Annotated in this window: 15 protein-coding genes and 1 pseudogene; 4 read left to right on the top strand and 12 right to left on the bottom strand. The window is 67.6% G+C overall.

All coding sequences use genetic code 11. From position 1 onward, the window contains the following. Nucleotides 1-229: 229 nt before the first annotated feature. The 3 genes from AB0E88_RS34920 to AB0E88_RS34910 form a co-directional block, all read right to left on the bottom strand. A complete protein-coding gene (locus AB0E88_RS34920; RefSeq protein WP_361638974.1) occupies nucleotides 230-2170 on the bottom strand; it encodes a S53 family peptidase in 1941 nt (646 codons plus the stop codon). A gap of 114 nt (nucleotides 2171-2284) precedes the next feature. After that, complete coding sequence (locus tag AB0E88_RS34915) at nucleotides 2285-2914, bottom strand: DUF305 domain-containing protein (protein ID WP_361638971.1); 630 nt, start codon at nucleotides 2912-2914, stop codon at nucleotides 2285-2287. Beyond that, nucleotides 2911-3645, bottom strand: coding sequence for a DUF3105 domain-containing protein (locus tag AB0E88_RS34910; RefSeq protein WP_361638968.1), 735 nt, complete (start codon nucleotides 3643-3645; stop codon nucleotides 2911-2913). Before AB0E88_RS34910 ends, AB0E88_RS34915 begins: the two co-directional genes overlap by 4 nt. 448 nt (nucleotides 3646-4093) lie before the next feature. Between AB0E88_RS34910 and AB0E88_RS34905 the strand changes: the two genes are divergently transcribed. After that, nucleotides 4094-4528: an Rrf2 family transcriptional regulator gene (locus AB0E88_RS34905; protein WP_361638965.1), complete on the top strand. Its 435-nt coding sequence runs from the start codon at nucleotides 4094-4096 to the stop codon at nucleotides 4526-4528. 49 nt (nucleotides 4529-4577) lie between these two features. On the opposite strand, the gene AB0E88_RS34900 is transcribed toward AB0E88_RS34905, so the two are convergent. Beyond that, on the bottom strand, nucleotides 4578-5783 hold the full coding sequence (locus AB0E88_RS34900) for a globin domain-containing protein (protein WP_361638963.1): 1206 nt from the start codon (nucleotides 5781-5783) through the stop codon (nucleotides 4578-4580). Nucleotides 5784-6094: 311 nt separating this feature from the next. On the opposite strand from AB0E88_RS34900, the gene glnA reads away from it, so the two are divergent. Then, nucleotides 6095-7456: a type I glutamate--ammonia ligase gene (gene glnA, locus AB0E88_RS34895; RefSeq protein WP_361638960.1), complete on the top strand. Its 1362-nt coding sequence runs from the start codon at nucleotides 6095-6097 to the stop codon at nucleotides 7454-7456. A gap of 604 nt (nucleotides 7457-8060) precedes the next feature. Here the strand turns inward: glnA and AB0E88_RS34890 are convergent. From AB0E88_RS34890 to AB0E88_RS34880, 3 genes and pseudogenes are all read right to left on the bottom strand, one after another. Next, nucleotides 8061-9467 (bottom strand): hypothetical protein, encoded by a 1407-nt coding sequence (locus AB0E88_RS34890; RefSeq protein WP_361638957.1) that lies wholly within the window; start codon nucleotides 9465-9467, stop codon nucleotides 8061-8063. A gap of 446 nt (nucleotides 9468-9913) precedes the next feature. Continuing rightward, nucleotides 9914-10339: pseudogene (locus AB0E88_RS34885) on the bottom strand (tyrosine-type recombinase/integrase); the annotation flags it as partial. Between the two features lie 337 nt (nucleotides 10340-10676). Further along, complete coding sequence (locus AB0E88_RS34880) at nucleotides 10677-11615, bottom strand: Shedu anti-phage system protein SduA domain-containing protein (protein WP_361638954.1); 939 nt, start codon at nucleotides 11613-11615, stop codon at nucleotides 10677-10679. 265 nt (nucleotides 11616-11880) lie between these two features. Here AB0E88_RS34880 and AB0E88_RS34875 point away from each other — a divergent pair, with 265 nt between their 5' ends. Together AB0E88_RS34875 and AB0E88_RS34870 are read left to right on the top strand one after the other, a co-directional pair. Beyond that, on the top strand, nucleotides 11881-13278 hold the full coding sequence (locus AB0E88_RS34875; protein WP_361638951.1) for a hypothetical protein: 1398 nt from the start codon (nucleotides 11881-11883) through the stop codon (nucleotides 13276-13278). A gap of 1095 nt (nucleotides 13279-14373) precedes the next feature. Beyond that, nucleotides 14374-14571 carry a hypothetical protein gene (locus AB0E88_RS34870; RefSeq protein ID WP_361638948.1) on the top strand — a complete coding sequence of 66 codons (198 nt, stop codon included), beginning with the start codon at nucleotides 14374-14376 and terminating at the stop codon, nucleotides 14569-14571. A gap of 425 nt (nucleotides 14572-14996) precedes the next feature. Here AB0E88_RS34870 and AB0E88_RS34865 read toward each other — a convergent pair whose 3' ends face one another. The 5 genes from AB0E88_RS34865 to AB0E88_RS34845 form a co-directional block, all read right to left on the bottom strand. Next, on the bottom strand, nucleotides 14997-15266 hold the full coding sequence (locus AB0E88_RS34865) for a hypothetical protein (RefSeq protein WP_361638978.1): 270 nt from the start codon (nucleotides 15264-15266) through the stop codon (nucleotides 14997-14999). A 65-nt stretch (nucleotides 15267-15331) separates the two neighbouring features. Beyond that, on the bottom strand, nucleotides 15332-15955 hold the full coding sequence (locus tag AB0E88_RS34860; RefSeq protein ID WP_361638945.1) for an RNA polymerase sigma factor: 624 nt from the start codon (nucleotides 15953-15955) through the stop codon (nucleotides 15332-15334). Between the two features lie 274 nt (nucleotides 15956-16229). Next, nucleotides 16230-16355 carry a hypothetical protein gene (locus AB0E88_RS34855; RefSeq protein WP_361638942.1) on the bottom strand — a complete coding sequence of 42 codons (126 nt, stop codon included), beginning with the start codon at nucleotides 16353-16355 and terminating at the stop codon, nucleotides 16230-16232. A gap of 121 nt (nucleotides 16356-16476) precedes the next feature. Continuing rightward, entirely contained in the window at nucleotides 16477-17526 is a 1050-nt protein-coding gene (locus tag AB0E88_RS34850; protein WP_361638940.1) for a TolB-like translocation protein, read from the bottom strand. Beyond that, complete coding sequence (locus AB0E88_RS34845; RefSeq protein ID WP_361638977.1) at nucleotides 17523-18749, bottom strand: MFS transporter; 1227 nt, start codon at nucleotides 18747-18749, stop codon at nucleotides 17523-17525. Before AB0E88_RS34845 ends, AB0E88_RS34850 begins: the two co-directional genes overlap by 4 nt. Nucleotides 18750-18826 lie beyond the last annotated feature (77 nt).

The following is an 18826-nucleotide window of genomic DNA, read 5'->3' as shown; positions in this document are numbered from 1 at the left end:
TGTGGGGGGCGCCCGCCCCCCCCCCCCCCCCCCCCCACCCCGGCCCCGCCCCACAACGCACGGCAGGCGAGACCGCAACCGCCCACCGGACGGCAACGGGCCGCCGCAGGCACAAAAGGGGCGCGGGGAACGGCGCGACCAGCCCCCACGCACCCGCAGACGACAACGCGCCCGCACACAACGACGGCGCCCAGCCCCCCGCAGGGGACCGGGCGCCGCCGAGCAAACGTCAGTGACGCCGATACGACTGCACGTACCCGAAGGCCGGCGACCCGACCCCGGTCACGTCGTCGTACCCCTGCACGGCCGAGAGCGAGCTGTCCTTGCCCAGGCTGCGCACCGACGTGCTCAGCCCCCCGCTCGCGTCCAGCCCGTTGACGAAGTCGACACGCGCCACGGCCAGCCCATGACCCGTCGGGTTGTCCGTCACGTCGTGGTACGCCTTCGACCCGTACCGGGCGTAGATCTCCGGGTTCGCGAACCCGAGCGCCTTACCGCCCTGCGCCTCCTGCGCCAGCGCCTGCACACCGGCGATCACCGGCGCCGCCAGCGACGTACCGCCGATCCGGTACTCGTCGTAGCGCTGCGTCCCGTCCGGGAAGGTCTGCGTCTGCCCGACCAGGAAACCGGTGTTCGGGTCGGCGATCGCCGCGATGTCCGGCACGACCCGGTTCCCGGCGGCGCCGTTGGCCTTGGCGAGGGCGTCCGGCACGACCCCCTTCTGGTAGTACGGCTGAGCCACGGTCCGGCTCGTGCCGCCACCCGCACCGGACGTGAACGCGCCGGGGAAGCCGACCCAGCTCTTGCCGTCGGCCGACAGCGCGGCCTTCTCGGTGCCCCAGCCGGTCTCGAACAGGTACTTGTCGCCCTTGCCGACAGCCAGCGAGGTACCGCCCACCGCGGTCACCCACGCCGAGTTCGCCGGGGTGTCGACCTGCTTGGTCCCGGTGTTGGCGACCTCGTCGCCGTTGTCGCCGGAGGAGAAGTAGAACCCGATGCCCTCGACGGCGCCGAACTGGAACACCTGGTCGTAGGCGGCCGCGAGGTCGGGCGTCTGGTTGGCCTCGATGTCGCCCCACGAGTTGGAGACGATGTCGGCCAGGTGCCCGTCCACGACCTTGCTGAGCGAGTCCAGCAGATCGTCGTCGTAGCAGGAAGCCGCTCCGACGTAGGTGATCTGCGCGGCGGGCGCCACGGCGTGCACGGCCTCGACGTCCAGCGTCTCCTCGCCGTACCAGCCGGCGGCCCCGCACTCCTCGGTCTTGGTGTAGTTCTTCGGCAGCACCTGCCGCAGCTGCCCGGTGCTCCAGCGGGCGTCACCGTGCTTGCCGGCGTAGGTGGCCACGTCGTACGCGAGGGTCGGCGAGGCGTAGGCGTCGGTGATGGCGACGCGCACCCCCTTGCCGGTGTACGTGCCCGCGCCGTACGCGGCGCGCAGCTGCTTGCCGGTGTACCCGCGCACCGCGTACGGGATCTTCTGTCCGTACGCGTCGGGCAGCGTGGAGGCGGTGTTCGAGCCGTAGTACGAGGAGAACGGCCCGGAGTTGCGGAACACGGCGTCCGGCGGCGGCAGCTGGTCCTTGTGGCTGGCCTTGTGCGGCGCGTTGTCGAGACCGGTGACGGTCAGGACGGCGTCACGCACGCTGTCCGGGACGGAGGCGGTGGCGGCCGGTGCGCGGTAAGTGGCCGAGCCCTTGGCGAAGTTGTGCAGCTGCGTCCCGAACGCCTTCTCCGCGGCCGCGACGTCGCCGCTGACGGAGACGTAGTGCGCGGTGACGGACGTGACCTTCAGTCCGGCGGACGTCAGCCAGGACTTGACCGCGGCCACCTGCGCCGCCGTCGCGCCGAAGCGCGCCTGGGTCTGCCGCGCGGACAGGTACTTGCCGTACTGCGGGGAGGACGGGTCGGAGACGGCCCGTGCGTAGTCGGCCAGTCCGGCCGCGTCCCGGCCGGCGAGGTAGACGCGCGCGGACACCTGTGCGGAGTCCGCCGTCGCGCCCTTGTCCGCCTTGGCCGTGGCCCACGCCGGCTTGGTCCCTGCCAGCGCGTCCCGGTGCGGGTTGTCCGCGGCGCTGGCCGCGGGTATGCCGAGCGCCAGCGCGCCCGCGAGCATGGGCAGGGTGGCTGCCAGGCTCACGGAGGCGCGCAGCGCGGCGCGGTTGGATCTCATGGAACCCCCTGTGCGGTTCGTCGGCGAGTGGATCACTCGACGGTGAGCTCACTCTTTCGATGAACTGTTCATGTCAGGGGAATAAGAAGGCCAAAAGGAACCCAATAAAGTTTGCTACGCGCCGGGCGCGGATCCCCGCTCCCTCAACATGTCCGCCATCACGCGCAGTTCGGACTGCTGCCCCTCGACCATGCCCCGGGCCAGCCGCTTCTCGACCTCGACCGTGCACCGCCGGACGCATCCCTCGGCCATGTGGATGCCCCCCTTGTGATGGTTCGTCATCAGCCTGAGGTAGAAGACCTCGGCGGCCCTGCCGTTGAGCCCCTGAAGCTTCCTCAGCTCCGCGTCGGTCGCCATGCCCGGCATCAACGCGCCGTCCGCCGGCTTCGCGGAGGCCATGCCTCCCATGTCCATCCAGGTCATCGGCGGCTCGGACGTGACCTTCGGCAGCCCCCACAGGTCGAGCCAGCCGAGCAGCATGCCGCGCTGGTTGGCCTGCGTCTGGGCGATGTCGTAGGCGAGCCGCCGTACGTCCTCGTCCTTCGTGCGGTCGCGCACGATGTACGACATCTCCACGGCCTGCTGGTGATGGACGGCCATGTCCCGGGCGAACCCGGCGTCCGCGGACTCCGTGCCCGGCGTACCGGGGGCCGACCCCCCGTCCTCGGCGACGGCGTACGTGATGGCGCCGGCGGCCACGAGCGCGGCCGCCGCGGCGCCCGCGACCAGTCCGATGTGCCTCACTTCATCATCCCGCTGGAGCAGGAGGCGCCGGGCTCCGGCGTCTGCGGGCCCTGCACATAGGCGGAGAGGAACCCGTCCACGGCCGGGTCGTCGGCGCTGCGCACGCCCAGCTGGTGCCCCCACGCCGACAGCACGATGGGGGCGGACTGCTGCGCGTACGGGCTCATCAGCGTGTACGGCGTCGCCTTCACCCGCGTGGCGAGCGCGGCCACGTCGGACTTCGCCGCCTTGGCGGTGTACGTCACCCAGACGGCGCCGTGTTCGAGGGAGTGCACGGCCATCTCGTCCTTGACCGGCTCGGTGTAGACGGTGCCGTTGCAGTCCGCCCACACGGGGTTGTGGTCGCCGCCGACGGGCGGGTGCATCGGATAGGTCACCGGCGTGGTGACGTGGTTGCGGCTCAGGGTGCCCTGCCAGGCCCGTACGCCGTCCGGACCGGTGACGAACCGGCCGCCCGCCGCGCTCTTCGCGCCGACGCCGCTGTTCTTGCCGTCGGTGGTGGCACCGGTGGTGGCGCCGGCCGCCGCGTCGGCCTTGCCGCCCCCGCCGTCGTCGGACCGCGCCTGCACCACGAACACGGCACCGGCGGCGAGCGCCGCCACGACGACCGCGCTCGCGGCGACGGTGAGCCCCCGGCGCCGCCGCTGACGGGCCTGCTCGGCCTCGCGCAACGCGGCGACGTGGGCCTTGCGGGCGGCGCTGGTGTCGTGGTCGGTGTTCGCGGAACCCATGGGGCGTGTCCTTCGGAGAAAGGGACGGGGAGGGTGGGGCCCGCTGATCGTAGTGGGGGAGAAGGGGCGCGCAGTAGGCGTACACCGGTCGCGGCACCGGGAAGACCCCGATCCGGTGACCCCACGCGCGCCTGTACCCGGCGCCGCCTGTGCCGGGCAGGTGCCCCTGGGCTTCCCCCGCGCCCCGCATCCGCAGTCGGCCCGGCCCTGGACCCGCCCCCGGTACCGCACCCGACCCTGAGGGCCCCCGGCCCGCACCTGGCCGAGCCCCCAGCCCCCGGTCCGGCGCCCGCCCCCGGTCCCGCGCCCGGGCCCTGTCCCGCACCACCCCCCGTCAACGCCCTTCGCGCACCCACTGCACGGACCGCGCCCACCCCGCCGAACCCCTACCGCCCCCTCCCGAACCCGATATTTGGAGTCGGCGATGCGTATTACCTAGGCTGGCCGCATGCGGCTCCTGCGTTCCACCGACCTCGCGCTGCGCGTTCTGATGCGGCTCGCCGTCGCTGGTGCCGCCACGCCGCCGACGCGGCAGGTGGCTGCGGACATGGACGTGCCGTACACGCACGCCGCCAAGGTCGTCGCCGAGTTGCAGCACCTGGGCCTGGTGGACGCCCGCCGGGGCCGTGGCGGCGGGCTCGCGCTCACCGAGAAGGGCCGGACGGCCTCCGTCGGCGCGGTGGTGCGCACCTTCGAGGGCGACGGCGACGTCGTCGACTGCGAGGGGACCACCCCCTGCCCCCTCAGCTCCGGCTGCCGTCTGCGCGGCGCCCTGCGCCGGGCCCAGGAGGCGTTCTACGCCGCGCTGGACCCGGTCACGGTCGCGGACATCGTCGCCGACCCGACGGGCCCGCTGCTGCTGGGCATCGCTAGAGCCTCCTGACCGGAGAACCGGAGAACCGGAGCCACCGCGAACCGCCGGAGGCGACGGCTCAGCCCCGGGCCAGCCACAGGTCGGGCCCGAACACCTCGTAGTGGATGTCGGCGGCGGCGACCCCCTTGGCGAGCAGCTGCTCGCGCACGGCGCGCATGAAGGGGAGCGGACCGCACAGGTACGCGCGCGTGCCGGCCGGCACCGTGACGTCGGTGAGGTCGACGAGGCCGCGGCGGGCACCGGCGGGCCCGTCCTGCACGTCCTGCACGTCCTGCTCGTACCAGAAGTGCACGCCGGCGTCGGCGAGTTTGGCCGCGTACGCCTCCTGCTCGGTGCGCAGGGCGTGGTCGGCGGGGGAGCGGTCGCCGTGCACGACGGTGACCGGGGCGGCGTGGGCGTCCTCGGCGAGCTGGGCGAGCATCGCGATCATCGGGGTGACACCGATGCCGGCGGAGGCCAGCAGCACGGGGGCGCCGGGGGCGTCGTCCAGGACCAGGTCGCCGTACGGCTCGGAGAGCAGCAGGGTGTCGCCGACGCGCACGCGCGCGTGGAGGTGGTCGGAGACCTCGCCGGCGGGGGCGGCGCCGGTGCCGCTCACGCGCTTGACGCTGAACTGGCGGACGGTCTCGCCCGGCGCGCCGGACAGGCTGTACTGCCGTATCTGCCGGGCGCCGTCGGGCAGCTCGACCTGCACGGAGACGTACTGGCCGGCGCGGAAGTCGCGCACCGGGCCGCCGTCGGCCGGCCGCAGCCGGAAGGTGACGACGTCCGCCGTCTCCTCGACGCGCTCGACGACCTCCCACGGGCGCCGGCCCGTCCCGGCGCTCTCCTCGTACAGCCGCTTCTCGATCGCGATGAGCGCGTTGGCCATGAGCCAGTAGACCTCGTCCCAGCCGGCGGCCACCTCGGGTGTGACGGCCTCGCCGAGGATCTCGACGATGGCGGCGAAGAGGTGCTCGTGGACGACCTCGTACTGCTCGGGGGTCACTCCGAGGGAGGCGTGCTTGTGGGCGATCCGGCCGAGCAGGGCGTCGGGACGCTGGTCCGGGTGGTCCAGCAGGTGCACGGCGAAGGCCGCGATGGAGCCCGCGAGGGCCTGCTTCTGGGCGCCGGAGGCCTGGTTGCCGCGGTTGAACAGGTCACGCAGCAGCTCGGGGTGGGCCTCGAAGAGCCGGGCGTAGAAGCGCTCGGTGATCTCCGTGATGGCGCCGGCGACGGCGGGCAGCGTGGCGCGGACGGTGGCTGCTGACTGCTCGGACAGCATCAGGACTCCTCCTGGCTCGACTGATCCGGACGGTATGAAAACTTGCATCTGGGATGCAAATTAAAGGGGCGTGGTGTCGCTCACGTCCCGCCCCGGACCGGCCATTACGGATGCGGGCCCGAGCAGGCAAGATGGGCCTCAAGAGCAGTACGCCCGCACCCGCACGCGACGTTCCGCCCCCGGCCGCCCGGCCGATCATGGTCCGCAACGCGCGTGAAACGCTCGTGTGATGGGATGCTGCTCAGGTGCCCGACCGCCTCCCGCCTCACCGGGGACAGGCGGCCTGACCAGCAAGGATGGGGAAGCGGAAGATGGACAAGCAGCAGGAGTTCGTGCTCCGGACGTTGGAGGAGCGCGACATCCGGTTCGTACGCCTGTGGTTCACGGACGTGCTGGGCTTCCTCAAGTCCGTCGCCGTGGCTCCCGCCGAGCTGGAGCAGGCCTTCGACGAGGGCATCGGCTTCGACGGCTCCGCCATCGAGGGCTTCGCCCGGGTCTACGAGTCCGACATGATCGCCAAGCCGGACCCGTCCACCTTCCAGGTGCTGCCCTGGCGCGCCGAGGCCCCCGGCACCGCCCGCATGTTCTGCGACATCCTGATGCCGGACGGCTCCCCCTCCTTCGCCGACCCCCGCTACGTCCTCAAGCGCGCCCTGGCCCGCGCCTCCGACCTCGGCTTCACCTTCTACACGCACCCCGAGATCGAGTTCTTCCTGCTCAAGGAGAAGCCGCTCGACGGCAGCCGCCCCACCCCGGCCGACAACTCCGGCTACTTCGACCACACCCCCACCAACGTCGGCATGGACTTCCGCCGCCAGGCGATCACCATGCTGGAGTCGATGGGCATCTCGGTGGAGTTCTCCCACCACGAGGGCGCGCCCGGCCAGCAGGAGATCGACCTGCGCTACGCCGACGCGCTGTCCACCGCCGACAACGTGATGACGTTCCGCCTGGTCATGAAGCAGGTGGCGCTGGAGCAGGGCGTGCAGGCCACCTTCATGCCGAAGCCGTTCTCCGAGCACCCCGGCAGCGGCATGCACACCCACCTCTCCCTCTTCGAGGGCGACCGCAACGCGTTCTACGAGTCGGGCGCCGAGTTCCAGCTCTCCAAGGTCGGCCGCTCCTTCATCGCGGGCCTGCTGAAGCACGCGGCGGAGATCTCGGCGGTCACCAACCAGTGGGTGAACTCCTACAAGCGCATCTGGGGCGGCTCGGAGCGCACCGCGGGCGCCGGCGGCGAGGCCCCCTCCTACATCTGCTGGGGCCACAACAACCGCTCGGCCCTGGTCCGCGTGCCGATGTACAAGCCCGGCAAGACCGGCTCCGCCCGCGTGGAGGTCCGCTCCCTGGACTCGGGCGCGAACCCCTACCTGGCCTACGCGGTCCTGCTGGCCGCCGGCCTCAAGGGCATCGAGGAGGGCTACGAGCTCCCGCCGGGCGCCGAGGACGACGTCTGGGCCCTCTCCAACGCCGAACGCCGCGCGATGGGCATCGAGCCCCTCCCGCAGAACCTCGGCGAGGCCCTGACCCTGATGGAGAACAGCGACCTCGTCGCCGACACCCTCGGCGAACACGTCTTCGACTTCTTCCTCCGCAACAAGCGCTCGGAGTGGGAGGAGTACCGCTCGGAGGTCACCGCGTTCGAACTGCGGAAGAACCTGCCGGTGTTGTAGGCACAGGTCAGGGCGGGTTTCCTGCTGATTCGCCGGATGGGGCCGACGGTCGCGAACCGTCGGCCCCATCGCGTCTCGCGAGCCCTGGGCCGTCCCTGGGCCGTCAGGGGGATCGCAACGCGCTCCAGTCATCCTCGGTGCTGCCCGGAGAGGTGGTCTTCTTGGTGCAGGACCAGGCAGGTGCCGCGTTCGGGACAGGCCCTCCGAAGGTGCATTCACGCCAGTCGTGTAGGCAGGTAATGGGCGAAGCCGCCTTGCACTCAAGCCAGACACCTTATGGCCTGCTGCAGCAGGCCAGGCAGAACGCACCTGACTGAGTAGGTGGTGGAGGCGGCACTCTAGGAGACGCCGGGACGATCATCCCCTGAGCCGGAAACAGACATGAACCGGCGTCGGGCTGTCAGACGTCCGTCTGCACTCCTACTCACCACGTAGGTCGCGCGGTCTGGCACCGGATCACCTTCCATGACCGCTTCCCCATGGGCCAGGAGACTCTGGATATACCGTTGCTCCAGCTGTTGTCGCAGGTCGTCAGGTCCACTTTGACAGCGAGTTCGGTCTTCCAAGGGTTCCCCACTCATGATCAGTCCAGTCACAGGCGCCGTTACCTGTGGCACGCTAGCGTTCTGAGTTCAACTGAACCACTATCAGTTTCGCAGATCTCATGCGTCGTCCGTCTTGCATGATCAGACGGCACTGGGCAACTGCGCGTGCGCAAGCCCTTCGGTACGGTAATTTCACGATGCACAAAAAGAGAGTCGACAAAGCAAACTGCGTGGGCCGTGATAGTTTCTTCCGGGGTATTTGAATTTGCCGTAGGGGTTACCACCGATGGAGCCTCGTTAGGGACTCTTACGTTGAAACCCGACTTAATTCCGTATCGCTCTCCGGGCAAGCGAATGTGGGAAGCGCGGATTTGCGAGCCGCCCGGGTTTTCCGAGGCCGGACGATTTGTGTCGCTCTTCAAGACCTCTTCGGTGATGGATGCAAGGTCATCGAATGTTAGGACGCCTCGCCCGCCAAAAGCCTCTCGCAGTATAGCTTCATGCTCGCCATCAAAAAGCCTTGCATCCGCAACGATCATATTGGCGGCTAGGTCTGCCCAATATCGATTCGAATTTGGGGTTGCAAGGATGGCCTGGCACAATATCTGCGCAAGGCGCCGTGCCGCTTCCTGAAGGTCGGCGGCGGATTTTTTGGGAGGGTAGAACATTTCTGCCAGAGTATCGAGAAATGCGGCTGAAAACACTCTAGAGAAGGAGTGTCGCTCATGGCATATCTGAGAGGCCGGAGCGCGAACTGGCACCATCAAGGGATCAATGTAGTAAAACTCGTTCGATAGTTCCCGAACGGACGCGACGTCGGTCTTTCCAGGTAGACGCCTACGCATCTCGGTGGACAGTTGCTCCGCCATGCGAGAAAGGCGGGAGGAATGGTTAATTTGCCCTCGCGTCTCATGGATGACAGCCGAACAGAAGCTCTCGACCGTCAAGGATGAAAGCATTGAGCAGATATCGCCGAAAGCCTCATGGAATGCGTGCTGTTCCAGGCGTTGGGTTTCCAATATCTCCGGCTTGAGTCCGTCAAGAACTGCATGACCCACTTCATGGCATACGATGTCTGGACTCTCGCAACCGTAGATGGTTTGATGTCCTGACGGGGTGCGGAAGAAGAATATTCCATGATGGTCATCGCCGCGCCTGTACTCGCCAGCCAACCCTATTCCCGCATCGAGAGTTACGGGCATTATGCCCTTCATCTCGGGGTGCCAGGAAAATTCCTTCGAAAGTGTAATCTTCGACATCCAGTCAGTAGCCCGAGCTAGAGAATCGCTGGCTGTCCAGTAGCGAAGAGCGTAACGCTGTGAGTGATGGGTTGCTGGTTCCCGTTCGACAATCTTGAACGGCAATGGGAGTTGCTCGTGATCTCTTGCGGTGCGTCCAACGGGCATGCGGTGTGATGGATGGGCTCCCGGGTCTTCTTCCCAGACGTGCACGATTTCTTCGCTCATAACGTCTCTCACGCCCCGACCGACTTGAGTATCTTGTCGATACCTCCAGCATGAACCTTCGGGGGGCGCAAGACAATTTGGGCGGTGTGCGGCGAACCAAGGCAGTGTGCCACCATCGTTCAGTCCGGGGACACCAGCGTCTCCTTGCCGCGCGGGCAACAGTCCCGCCAGACATGGCACCGGCCGGCGGCTCCCGCAGTGCCCGTCCTGGCCACGGACGACTTGGCTTGTTCCAGCTTCAAGCAAGCAGCCTGACCGTGACCTACCGGCGCTCGCGCTTGAGGCGGGTCCTACAGTTCTGCGCCGGTCGGGGAACACGGTTGCCACGACCGGCGCACGCAAACGCGTCCCCCACAGTCCGTTTGAACAATGCGGCAGATGTCTGCAAATGCCCTGGCAGGAGCAGTCGCCGTGACCGATGGCTGATGCTAGCGAGCCGTAGGTAGTCAGGGAGTGCTTGGCGGCGTACCTCCGTACAGCCCGTCCACGGCCTTGCGGGCTCGTGCGTCGCTGCTCGGCATGAGGTGCGTGTAGACCCGGAGCGTGAATCCGGGATCTTGGTGTCCAAGGTAGGAACTCAGTGCCTTGATGTTCTCGCCGGCGTCTAGGAGCACCGAGGCGTAGAAGTGCCTGAGAGCGTGCATGCCGTGTTCGCGGGCAGACTGGTGACGCTCGCCCGGCTTCGGCTGTGGGATCACCCCGGCCGCAACGAGGGCAGGTTTCCATGCATGGACGTTGAAGTCGGTCCGCCGAACGGCGCCAGCACCGTCCGGCCGGGTGAACAGGAGCCGCTTGGTGATGAGCGGACCGTCCGGCCGAAGCCATGGAAGAGCGACCTCCACCGGGGGAAACGCCTCCATGTGTGCCTTGAGGACGTGCGCCTCACTCCGTACTCGCTCACGAGTGCCGACTGAGACGGCAGCGCTTCCCCGATCTTGCCGTCCCTGATTCTCTCGCGGAGGGATTCCGAGACCTCCAGGTACGTACCTCGCGGACTGCCCTGCGGCACGTGGGCTCCTCTTCGTCGACCTCCACTCGATGGCAACAAGTGTTGCACTCCCCGTGCCACCGGCGGATGGTCTCGCCATCCTCCGCCCGCGGTACCAGCGCAGTGCTGGCTGGCGTTACCGCCCGCCCCGGCACTTGATGAACGACGTAGGTGGTGTCATGTGCATTGGATTTTCAGTGCGTCCGAGCCTTGCCTTCTGCCTACTCTGTTCCTACCGTCCGGAACACGAGTCGGGAAGGATCGTCAATTCTCCGACGTTCGTCGTCTTGCCAATAAGCCCACCGTTGCGCCAGATAGGCGCGTCGCTCTTCGGACATCATGACCGATCGAGCAAGGGCGGTCTGCGGATCTCCGAGAACAAGGGCTCCCTCCCCAATGAGGGCATCCGTACCGTACATTGGCGAGAATGCGTGAATCTTGGGACCATAAGCCGTCATTGTCAGTGTCATTGAGATTCGGTGATCATAGCGAGGGCGCAATGCGTCGAACGTCATGAATGATTCATCCTTGGACCGCTGTTGATCTCTCTTGTAGCGTAGCTCGTCGGGATGCATGTGGCCACCGCCCCTTTTGAACTCCGACTCACGACCATAGATCAACACGTACTGGGGCTCCAGGGGGCGGTTCCTGTATTTATCCCCAAGGAAGAGGAACGTCTCGCGAAAAATGGATTGGTTGCCTTCGCGAGCAAACCAAGAACGCCAGTCGTTTAGTTGGTCGCGCGCCTCGGTGAATTCGCTAGTCGGACGGCCGTCGTTGCGGAACCAGCGCTTGGATGGCTTTTCGATCTCAATGAGAATTGGTGTGATGAGACCGGACGATCTCGTAACCCACATGAAGTCGGGCTCAAAGGTTCTTCCACTTCCGATCAGCTTGGGACGCCGGAAAACAGCGCCCATATCTGATCCATGGTGGCCGCCCGGACCAATGTCGCCACTGCCACCCGGGATCATTGCCGGATGCAGCTCAAGAAAGCGCTGGACTTCTCCTTCTTCCGGATTTTGGCTAAGGAGCTGGTACCACTGGGCCAGCGCAAGGTCTGAGTATGTATCCCAAGCAGGGGACATCGGGCGTAGCGGATCTGTGTCCGGAGCGATCGCGTCGTGCTCAGCCCTGTCGGGCGACTCGGTATTGTCCACCAAGGAAGGCTACTGACGCGCGTTCGCCGTGTCTCCCGGTCGTGACAAAGAGATCTGACAGCGGCGCGTAGGCGGCTGCGATGCGGGGCGTTCGCCTGATCAATCGTGTGAGAGCCCGCCGTCAGGGCCGGCACTGGAAGGCACACGGCGCGACGTTCGGATCGGCGAGTGGGGTCGCACGTCGTGCTGGAGGCGAGGTAGATCGCGACGGTTTCATAGCCCGTAACCACTGCCAGATACACGCGTATCCTGCCACCATCTACCCATGGTCGACAGTAGGGATCGCTCGACACTACGCGCACTGGTGGGCGAAGCCGTCTTGGCCCTTGGTGGGTTGACGCATCGCCAGTTGACTCCCGTCTTCGAGCAACTGGGCATGCCACCGGTTCCTGAAGAGGCCGGGACCAAGCGCGAGCGGATCGAGCAGAGTTTCAGTCAGGTGCCCGATGCTGAGCTTCCGCAGCTCACGCGGGGCGTCTTGGAACAGGGCCACTTTCATGTGAGCGCATCGACCCGTCATCGGCTGGAGGACCTGCTCTGGCAAGAGGGCGCACCGTTTGAGATACCCAAGAAGGTCCGTCGCGAGTTGGCGCGCTCGCTTGATCTGACGCAGCTTGCCCGCCACCGCGACCCCTTTCTGCGGCTACTAGACCGCTTCTGGATCACCGAGGAGCTGGGGCCTTCTATAGCTGATCTCCTGAATGGGAGACGGCCGGTAACGCTGAGAGACCGCATCGAGCGGCACGTCTTCCGCAACCCTGGAGACTGGTCTGCAGAGGAACTCTTTGAGAAGCTAGGTGTGTTCAGTGCCGGAGACGCTAGATTCGGCCGCTTCCTGGAAGGCCTGGTATCGGCGGACGTCCTTCTTGACGAGACTCACCAAATGGAGACCGTCAGCACTATCAATGGCCCCCTCCGGACCGCCGGGATCGAGTTGAGGCTGACGGGCAATGATGGCGGCTATCCGCTGTTCACGCTAGTGTCGACGCTGCTGCACGGCAACCAGCGGCCGAAGAACATCATCTTTGCTTCATTCGGTAAACCGGACATCCGCTTTCGGTCCTCAGTGGACAATGATATCGAGATCGTTGGAGGCCGCCGGGGCGACACTCTCGTCTATGATCGGGAGATTCCCACTGAGGGACTCCGCTGGCGTGATTTGCACGCCTGGTGGCAGGAGGCTCGCCAGATCAGTAGTGAGTCCGATGCCAGGACGGATCTGTACCAACGACTACTCAAAGTCATTCCGCGCAATTCGGAGGGGCAGAAGAACCTCTTCATCGCCTACCACAAAATCCTAGGACCCTCGCCGGAAGATCCGGCTCTCTTGCCCGAAGTGTGGTTGCACTGGGACCACAAGACCGTTCAAGAGCGCGGGCCTGAGGCGTTGCTGCGCTCCCGTATGGATTTCCTCCTGCTCCTGCCTCAAGGGCAGCGAGTTGTTCTGGAGGTCGACGGATCACAGCATTTCACCCGTGACCGCGGACGCACCCCGGATACTGCTAAGTACGCTGACATGGTTGCCGCTGACCGAGACCTCAAGCTCAGAGGGTACGAGGTGTTTCGCTTCGGCCACGATGAACTCAAGGACCTTGGTGCTGCCCAGGTACTTCTTCGTCAATTCTTTCCGGACATGTTCCGCCGCTTCAGGGTGAGTATATGAAGCCTCGGTGGTTCATTCGTCGGAAGCTCCTGCAAAAGGCGATCCGGGCGGGAGGGGTGAACCCGGGCGATCTAGGAACCTTTTGTCGTCCACCCAGTAAGAATTTCTCAGACGACGGTAGTCGAAGTCACTTCCTTGCGGAGTTCTCTTTACCATTAGGAATCCATGACGCTCCAGCTCTTTCCTGCCCCTAGTCCAAGTGTTGTGGGAGAGGCCGTAAGACTCTTGGCGTTCCTTAGGGATGTAGCGAGGTTCTTTGTAGCCGCCTTGAGCTTCGAGGAGTGAAAAGAGCAAGGCGATGCCGGTTGCGCTGAGTTGAAGGATCCAGCCGTTGCGCCAGAACTCAATCGGTATGCCTACGTACCGTCCCTGAGTGCTGGCGCGGACATATGGAAGGTCTGGAGCTTCCGCAGACACCAACTTAATAGCCGGAGTGTTGCCGCGTCTCGGCTCTAGTTCAATGAAGCCGTTGCGGCTCAACCACTTGAGGTTGTTATTTACCCGTCGGGGGCCCGTCTCGGGAGGCAGGGCGAGCATGCGCGCCCACGTGAGCGGCACCGGCGGTTGTCGAATGTCGTAGGGCTTAGCCGTGGCCATCATCGTGATGCATAGGTACAGCTTGAGACGTACCTCGCCGCCTTGGCCGCCTTGAACGAGTCGTGCGAGGGGCGGTCGCACCTCGGCAACCTGCGACCTGACGAATGTGGGTGGGAACGGCACATTCCCACGTCGGGCGGCCCGGTCGACTGCCTTCTCTAGCTGTCGAACTGCGGAGGGGAAGAGGGGGTTGGACAAAGCCATCGACCTTCTTGGAGGAGAAACGGGGGGTCCGGGGGTCACAGGGGTACCAGGGGGTTCAGGGGGTACTTCCTATTGCCTTCCTCCAGGACAGCGCACTCTCTTCTTCACTGTCGCCTAGACACTACTGCAAGACTAGCTAGTTACCCCATGACAAAGGTTGCTTGTCTCCTCTAGCAAGGCATCATGAGGCCTTTGACCTGCGGTTTTTCCTCTGTCACCTTGGATCTGCCCTGCCAGGGGAGGCGTGGGTGAACGAGGGCGCTCGGCGCAGCAGCGCTGAGAGGAGGAGACCAGGTGAACGGGAACAACCACTCCGAGCGAGGCGTCTGGCTGGCGATCATCCTTCTGGCCAGCCTGAGTGGAGCCGCTGTGGCGGGCGTGCTCTTCCACATGGCCGGAGCTGCACTGCCGGCAGTGATGGGAGCCACCGGCGCCGCGTTCATGGGGGTGGCGAGCCTCGGCCTTGCGACGCATCGCTTCATGACCGAGTGAACCGTGAATCTTCGGCCGTGGACGAGGTATGGACGGGGAGGGGGCAACGAAACCAGGTAGTGAACATCACCGCTGATGGGAGGCTGGATGGCCCACCGAGCGTGATCAGACTGTAAATCTGCCGTTGGTGATGGACCGGGCCGTCTGTGGGCCGTCGAAGGCTGGCCCAGGACTTTCAGCAACGACCAACAACGACTGTCTGATCGCAGCCTGGTGCTGCAGCGACGTCGATCGACTGAGGCAGCTTCGGGCCGTCGTCTCGGAGTGGGAGGAGTACCGCAGCGAGGTCACCGCGTTCGAGCTGCGGAAGAACCTGCCGGTGCTGTAACCGCGAGGCGGATGGGGCATCCCGCTTAGATCACGCATGTGGCCGGCCGCTCGTCGCGGTCGGCCACAGCGCGTCTTGCGACGGTTGCTGATCTCGTTCAGGCTGTGTCGTCTTTCGACGGGGTCGCCCTGGTGAGGGTGCAGGCGCCGTTCACGCAGTCGCGTTTCAGGCGGCCGCGGGAGATGGTCTGGGCCAGGCCGACCGTCCAGCAGGTGGGGCAGCCGCGGAAGGCGATCAGGGCCAGCGGGGCCGCAAGCAGGGTAGCCGGACCGGCGACGGGTACCAGGGCGATCGAGCCGATGATCAGGCCGAAGCCGATGGCGCCGCGCGCCAGGTGGCGCGGGACGGACTTGCTGGCGAAATTCATCCCGGGGGGCGCCGGTAGCGCGGTGGACGGGACGGGCGTGCTGTCAGTGGACTTCACGGGCGACTTCACGGGCGTACCTCTCCTCCGGCCGATCGAGAGGCTGCTCGGTCGGCTGCTCGGTCGGCTGCTTGACCGGTGGCCTGGTCGGTCGGTGCCAGTGAGTGACGCAGTGCCGCGCGGGCCCGGTGCAGCCGCGACTTCATCGCTGCGTTGCTCAGACCGAGGGAGCGGGCGACGGCGTGGCCCGGCAGGCCCTGGACGTCCCGCATGACCAGGACCTGACGCTGGTCACGGGGAAGGGCACCGACCGCGGCCGCGATCCGCTCCACGTCCATCCGCCGCAGCACCGCTTCCTCGGCGGACTGCTCGACGCACCCCTCCGGTTCCGCCGCCGTCTCCTCGCTGCGCGCGAAGAGCGACCGCACCTGCCGGAGGCATTCGTTGCGGACGATCCGGAACATCCAGGAGCCGAGCGCGCCGGTGGCCCGCAGAGTGCCGATCTTCCGGTACAGGATGATCAGCGCCTCCTGCGCCGCGTCCTCCGCGTCCTGCGGTGAGGCGCACAGCGACAGGGCGAACTTGCGCACGTGGGGCTGCGAGTCCATGACGACAGTGGTGAGCGAGGCGACGTCGCCGTCCTGCGCGGCCCTGATCAGCCGCTCGTCCGGCCAATGGAGGCGCCGTGTCATGTGTCCTGCTCCTCCTCCGAAGGCGCCGCGCGACGGCACCGGTCAGCCACGGCTCTTCTTCCAGCGCCTCATGAGGTGCAGGCTGCACGCGGACATCAGCAGCACGCCGATCACCACACTGCCAACCACCATGGTCTTCCTCCGGATATCCGTCGGCCCACGCGGCCGGTACACGGATAAGAGGCGGGCAGGCCCGAAAAGGATTCACCCCACCCGGCGAGGTCGCCGCGTGCCGGCGCCTCCCGGGCGAGGGCCGTCCTGTGCCCCGGCCCTGTCAGGGGCGGTGATGTTCCGCCGGCCGTGGGGCGTGGCGCTGCGACGGGGGAGCCGCGGGGTGGGCGTCCGGTTCCGGGCGCAGGCACTCGATGCGGTAGTCGCCGCTGTCCTCGTCGATCGTCACGCCGTGCGTCTCGCTGCGGAAACCGACCCGCATCCGGAACCGGACCCGGCACCAGCACCGGTACCGGCCCCATCTCCAGCCCCGGTACCGGTACCCGGGCCCCTCCGCTCCCCGCCGGCCCTCAGCCGAGGAACGCCGGGGACACCGCCGCCGTGCTGAGGCGGTGCGGATTTCCCGAGCCGTCGGCCGGGGTTTCGTACAGGTCCGCGCCGTAGTCGCCCGGCAGGGCGTAGACCAGGGTGTGGTCGTCGCGCCAGACCGCCTGGTCGTCGACGCTGCGCGGCTCGGCCAGCGGCGTGTCGCGCAGGGTGCGCAGGTCGAGGACGTACAGGCGCCAGGGGGCGTCCTTCGGCAGGCCCGGCACCCGCTTCTTGAACGCGATACGGGTGCCGTCGGGGGACAGGGAGGGGCACTCGACGTTCGTCCGCAGCGTCGTGACCGTACGGGCCGTCAGATCGCCGCGGACCAGGTAGGTCCGGCCCTTCGTCGCCATGGTCGCGTAGAAGGTGCGGTCGTCCGCGGCGAACGTCACGCCCCAGAAGTTCACGTCCGCCGCGCGGTAGCCCCGGCCGTCCTTGACGATCCGGAACGCCTCCAGGGACGGGATCAGCTTGCCCGTGCGCACGTCCACGATCGCCGCGCGCGTGGAGAAGTCCGTGCCCGCGTAGGAGTCGCCGCCCACGAACGCCGTCCAGGCGGCGAAGTGCCCGCTCGGCGACACCCGTGCGCGGGAGGGGATGCCGGGGACGTCGTAGCGGTGGGTCTCCTTCAGCCGGGCGTCCAGGAGCACCGCGCGGTAGGTGTCCGCCACGGGGCCGTGCACCGCCTGCAGGCACACGCCGGTGCCGGCGGCGGCGTAGAAGCGCAGGCACTTCACGCCAGAGGCGGTGCGCGGGCCGGCCGGGTCCGTCGCGGGGACGCCGGTCAGCTCGTCGCGGTGCGGGCCCCACGCCATGTTCCGGAAGACCATCCGCCCGCCGGCGGTCAGTGACACACGGCCCTCGGTCACCGTCGGCCCGCCCGGCTGGGCCTGGTCGCGCCGCTCGGCCCGCGCCGAGGCGTGCAGCACCGACGCCACGGCGACGCCCGCGAGCACCGCGACCGCGGTGAGCAGGACGAGGACGCGGGTGCGCGTGCGGGACGGGGGTCGGGGAGAGGACTCGGCCGTCATGCCGTGCCTTTCGGGTGCGGGGTGGGAGAGGCCGTGCTCCGCGGGGAGGCCGTGCTCCGCGGGCGCAGGGCGAACGAGAACGCGGCGCACACGGCGAGCGCCACCGTCGACGCCGCCAGCGCGGAGCGGTCGCCCCACACGGTCCACAGCGCGCCGAAGCCCAGCGAACAGGCGAACCGGGCGAGCGCCTGACCCGTCTGCACGAGCGCGAGCCCCGAGGAGCGCAGCGCCTCGGGCACGCTGTCCGAGGCCGCCGCCATCAGCACCCCGTCGGTGGCCGCGTAGAAGGCGCCGTGCAGCACCAGCACCGCGTACGGCAGCGCGGCGCCGTGCCAGGACGTCAGCAGCAGGGCGTACGCCGCGAGCAGCGCGCCGTGGCCGGCCAGGAACATCCGCCAGCGGCCCACCCGGTCCGCCAGCCGGCCCGCGGGCATCGCGAGCAGCAGGAACGCGGCCGCCGTGCCCAGCGGCAGCAGCGCGAACCAGCGGTCGGGCACGCCCAGCCTGCGCTGCAGCAGCAGGTAGACGAAGGAGTCGCTGACCGTGGCCAGGCCCAGGAGGAGCGCGCAGACGGTGATACGGCGCAGGTCGCGGCGGTGCAACAGGCGCAGGGCGTCGCGGAGGGTGGGGCGCTCCGCCGGGGTGGCGGGTGTCCGGTCGGCCGCCGTCGTCTGCGGGCGGCCCGAGGGGACGAACAGCACCAGTACCAGGACGCCGACGACCGCCACGCAGAAGCTGACCGTGAACACCGCGTCGTAGCCGTCCACGGTGGCCCGCAGGACGGCGAACGCCACCAGTGGCCCGAGCAGGGCGCCGGCGGTGTCCATCGCCCGGTGCACCCCGAAGGCGCGGCCACGGGTCTCCGGCGTGCTGGACAGGGAGATCAGGGCGTCGCGCGGGGCCGTGCGCAGGCCCTTTCCGGTGCGGTCGGCCGCCAGGACCAGGCCGATGGGGGTAAGGGAGTGCGCCAGCAGCAGGAGCGGCTTGCAGACGGCCGAGAGGCCGTAGCCCAGGCCCGCCACCCACTTGTGCCGGCCGCCGCCGCGGTCGGCGACATGGCCGCCGATCAGCCGTACCAGTGCCGAGAAGCCGTTGTAGACGCCGTCCAGCAGGCCGAAGCCGAGCGGGGACAGGCCGAGCCCGGCCACCAGGTACAGCGGGAGCACGGCGGTCACCATCTCCGACGACACGTCGGTGATCAGGCTGACCGTGCCTGCGCACAGGGGAGCTGCCCGCGCAGGAAAAAGAGCTGCGTGCGCCGTAAAGAGAAGTGCGCGCTCCGGAAAGGGGGGCTCGCGGC

The sequence above is a fragment of the Streptomyces sp. NPDC028635 genome (genome assembly GCF_040637635.1).
In the GTDB taxonomy this organism is placed as follows: Bacteria; Actinomycetota; Actinomycetes; order Streptomycetales; family Streptomycetaceae; genus Streptomyces.
Note: the sequence above shows the minus strand (reverse complement) of the source record. Positions and strands in the feature narration are given on the sequence as shown.

Coding starts and splice junctions, on each gene's coding strand:
- AB0E88_RS34920 (WP_361638974.1), bottom strand. CDS start 2,170: ATGAGATCCAACCGCGCCGCGCTGCGCGCCTCCGTGAGCCTGGCAGCC.
- AB0E88_RS34910 (WP_361638968.1), bottom strand. CDS start 3,645: ATGGGTTCCGCGAACACCGACCACGACACCAGCGCCGCCCGCAAGGCC.
- AB0E88_RS34905 (WP_361638965.1), top strand. CDS start 4,094: ATGCGGCTCCTGCGTTCCACCGACCTCGCGCTGCGCGTTCTGATGCGG.
- AB0E88_RS34900 (WP_361638963.1), bottom strand. CDS start 5,783: ATGCTGTCCGAGCAGTCAGCAGCCACCGTCCGCGCCACGCTGCCCGCC.
- glnA (WP_361638960.1), top strand. CDS start 6,095: ATGGACAAGCAGCAGGAGTTCGTGCTCCGGACGTTGGAGGAGCGCGAC.
- AB0E88_RS34890 (WP_361638957.1), bottom strand. CDS start 9,467: ATGAGCGAAGAAATCGTGCACGTCTGGGAAGAAGACCCGGGAGCCCAT.
- AB0E88_RS34875 (WP_361638951.1), top strand. CDS start 11,881: ATGGTCGACAGTAGGGATCGCTCGACACTACGCGCACTGGTGGGCGAA.
- AB0E88_RS34865 (WP_361638978.1), bottom strand. CDS start 15,266: ATGAATTTCGCCAGCAAGTCCGTCCCGCGCCACCTGGCGCGCGGCGCC.
- AB0E88_RS34860 (WP_361638945.1), bottom strand. CDS start 15,955: ATGACACGGCGCCTCCATTGGCCGGACGAGCGGCTGATCAGGGCCGCG.
- AB0E88_RS34850 (WP_361638940.1), bottom strand. CDS start 17,526: ATGACGGCCGAGTCCTCTCCCCGACCCCCGTCCCGCACGCGCACCCGC.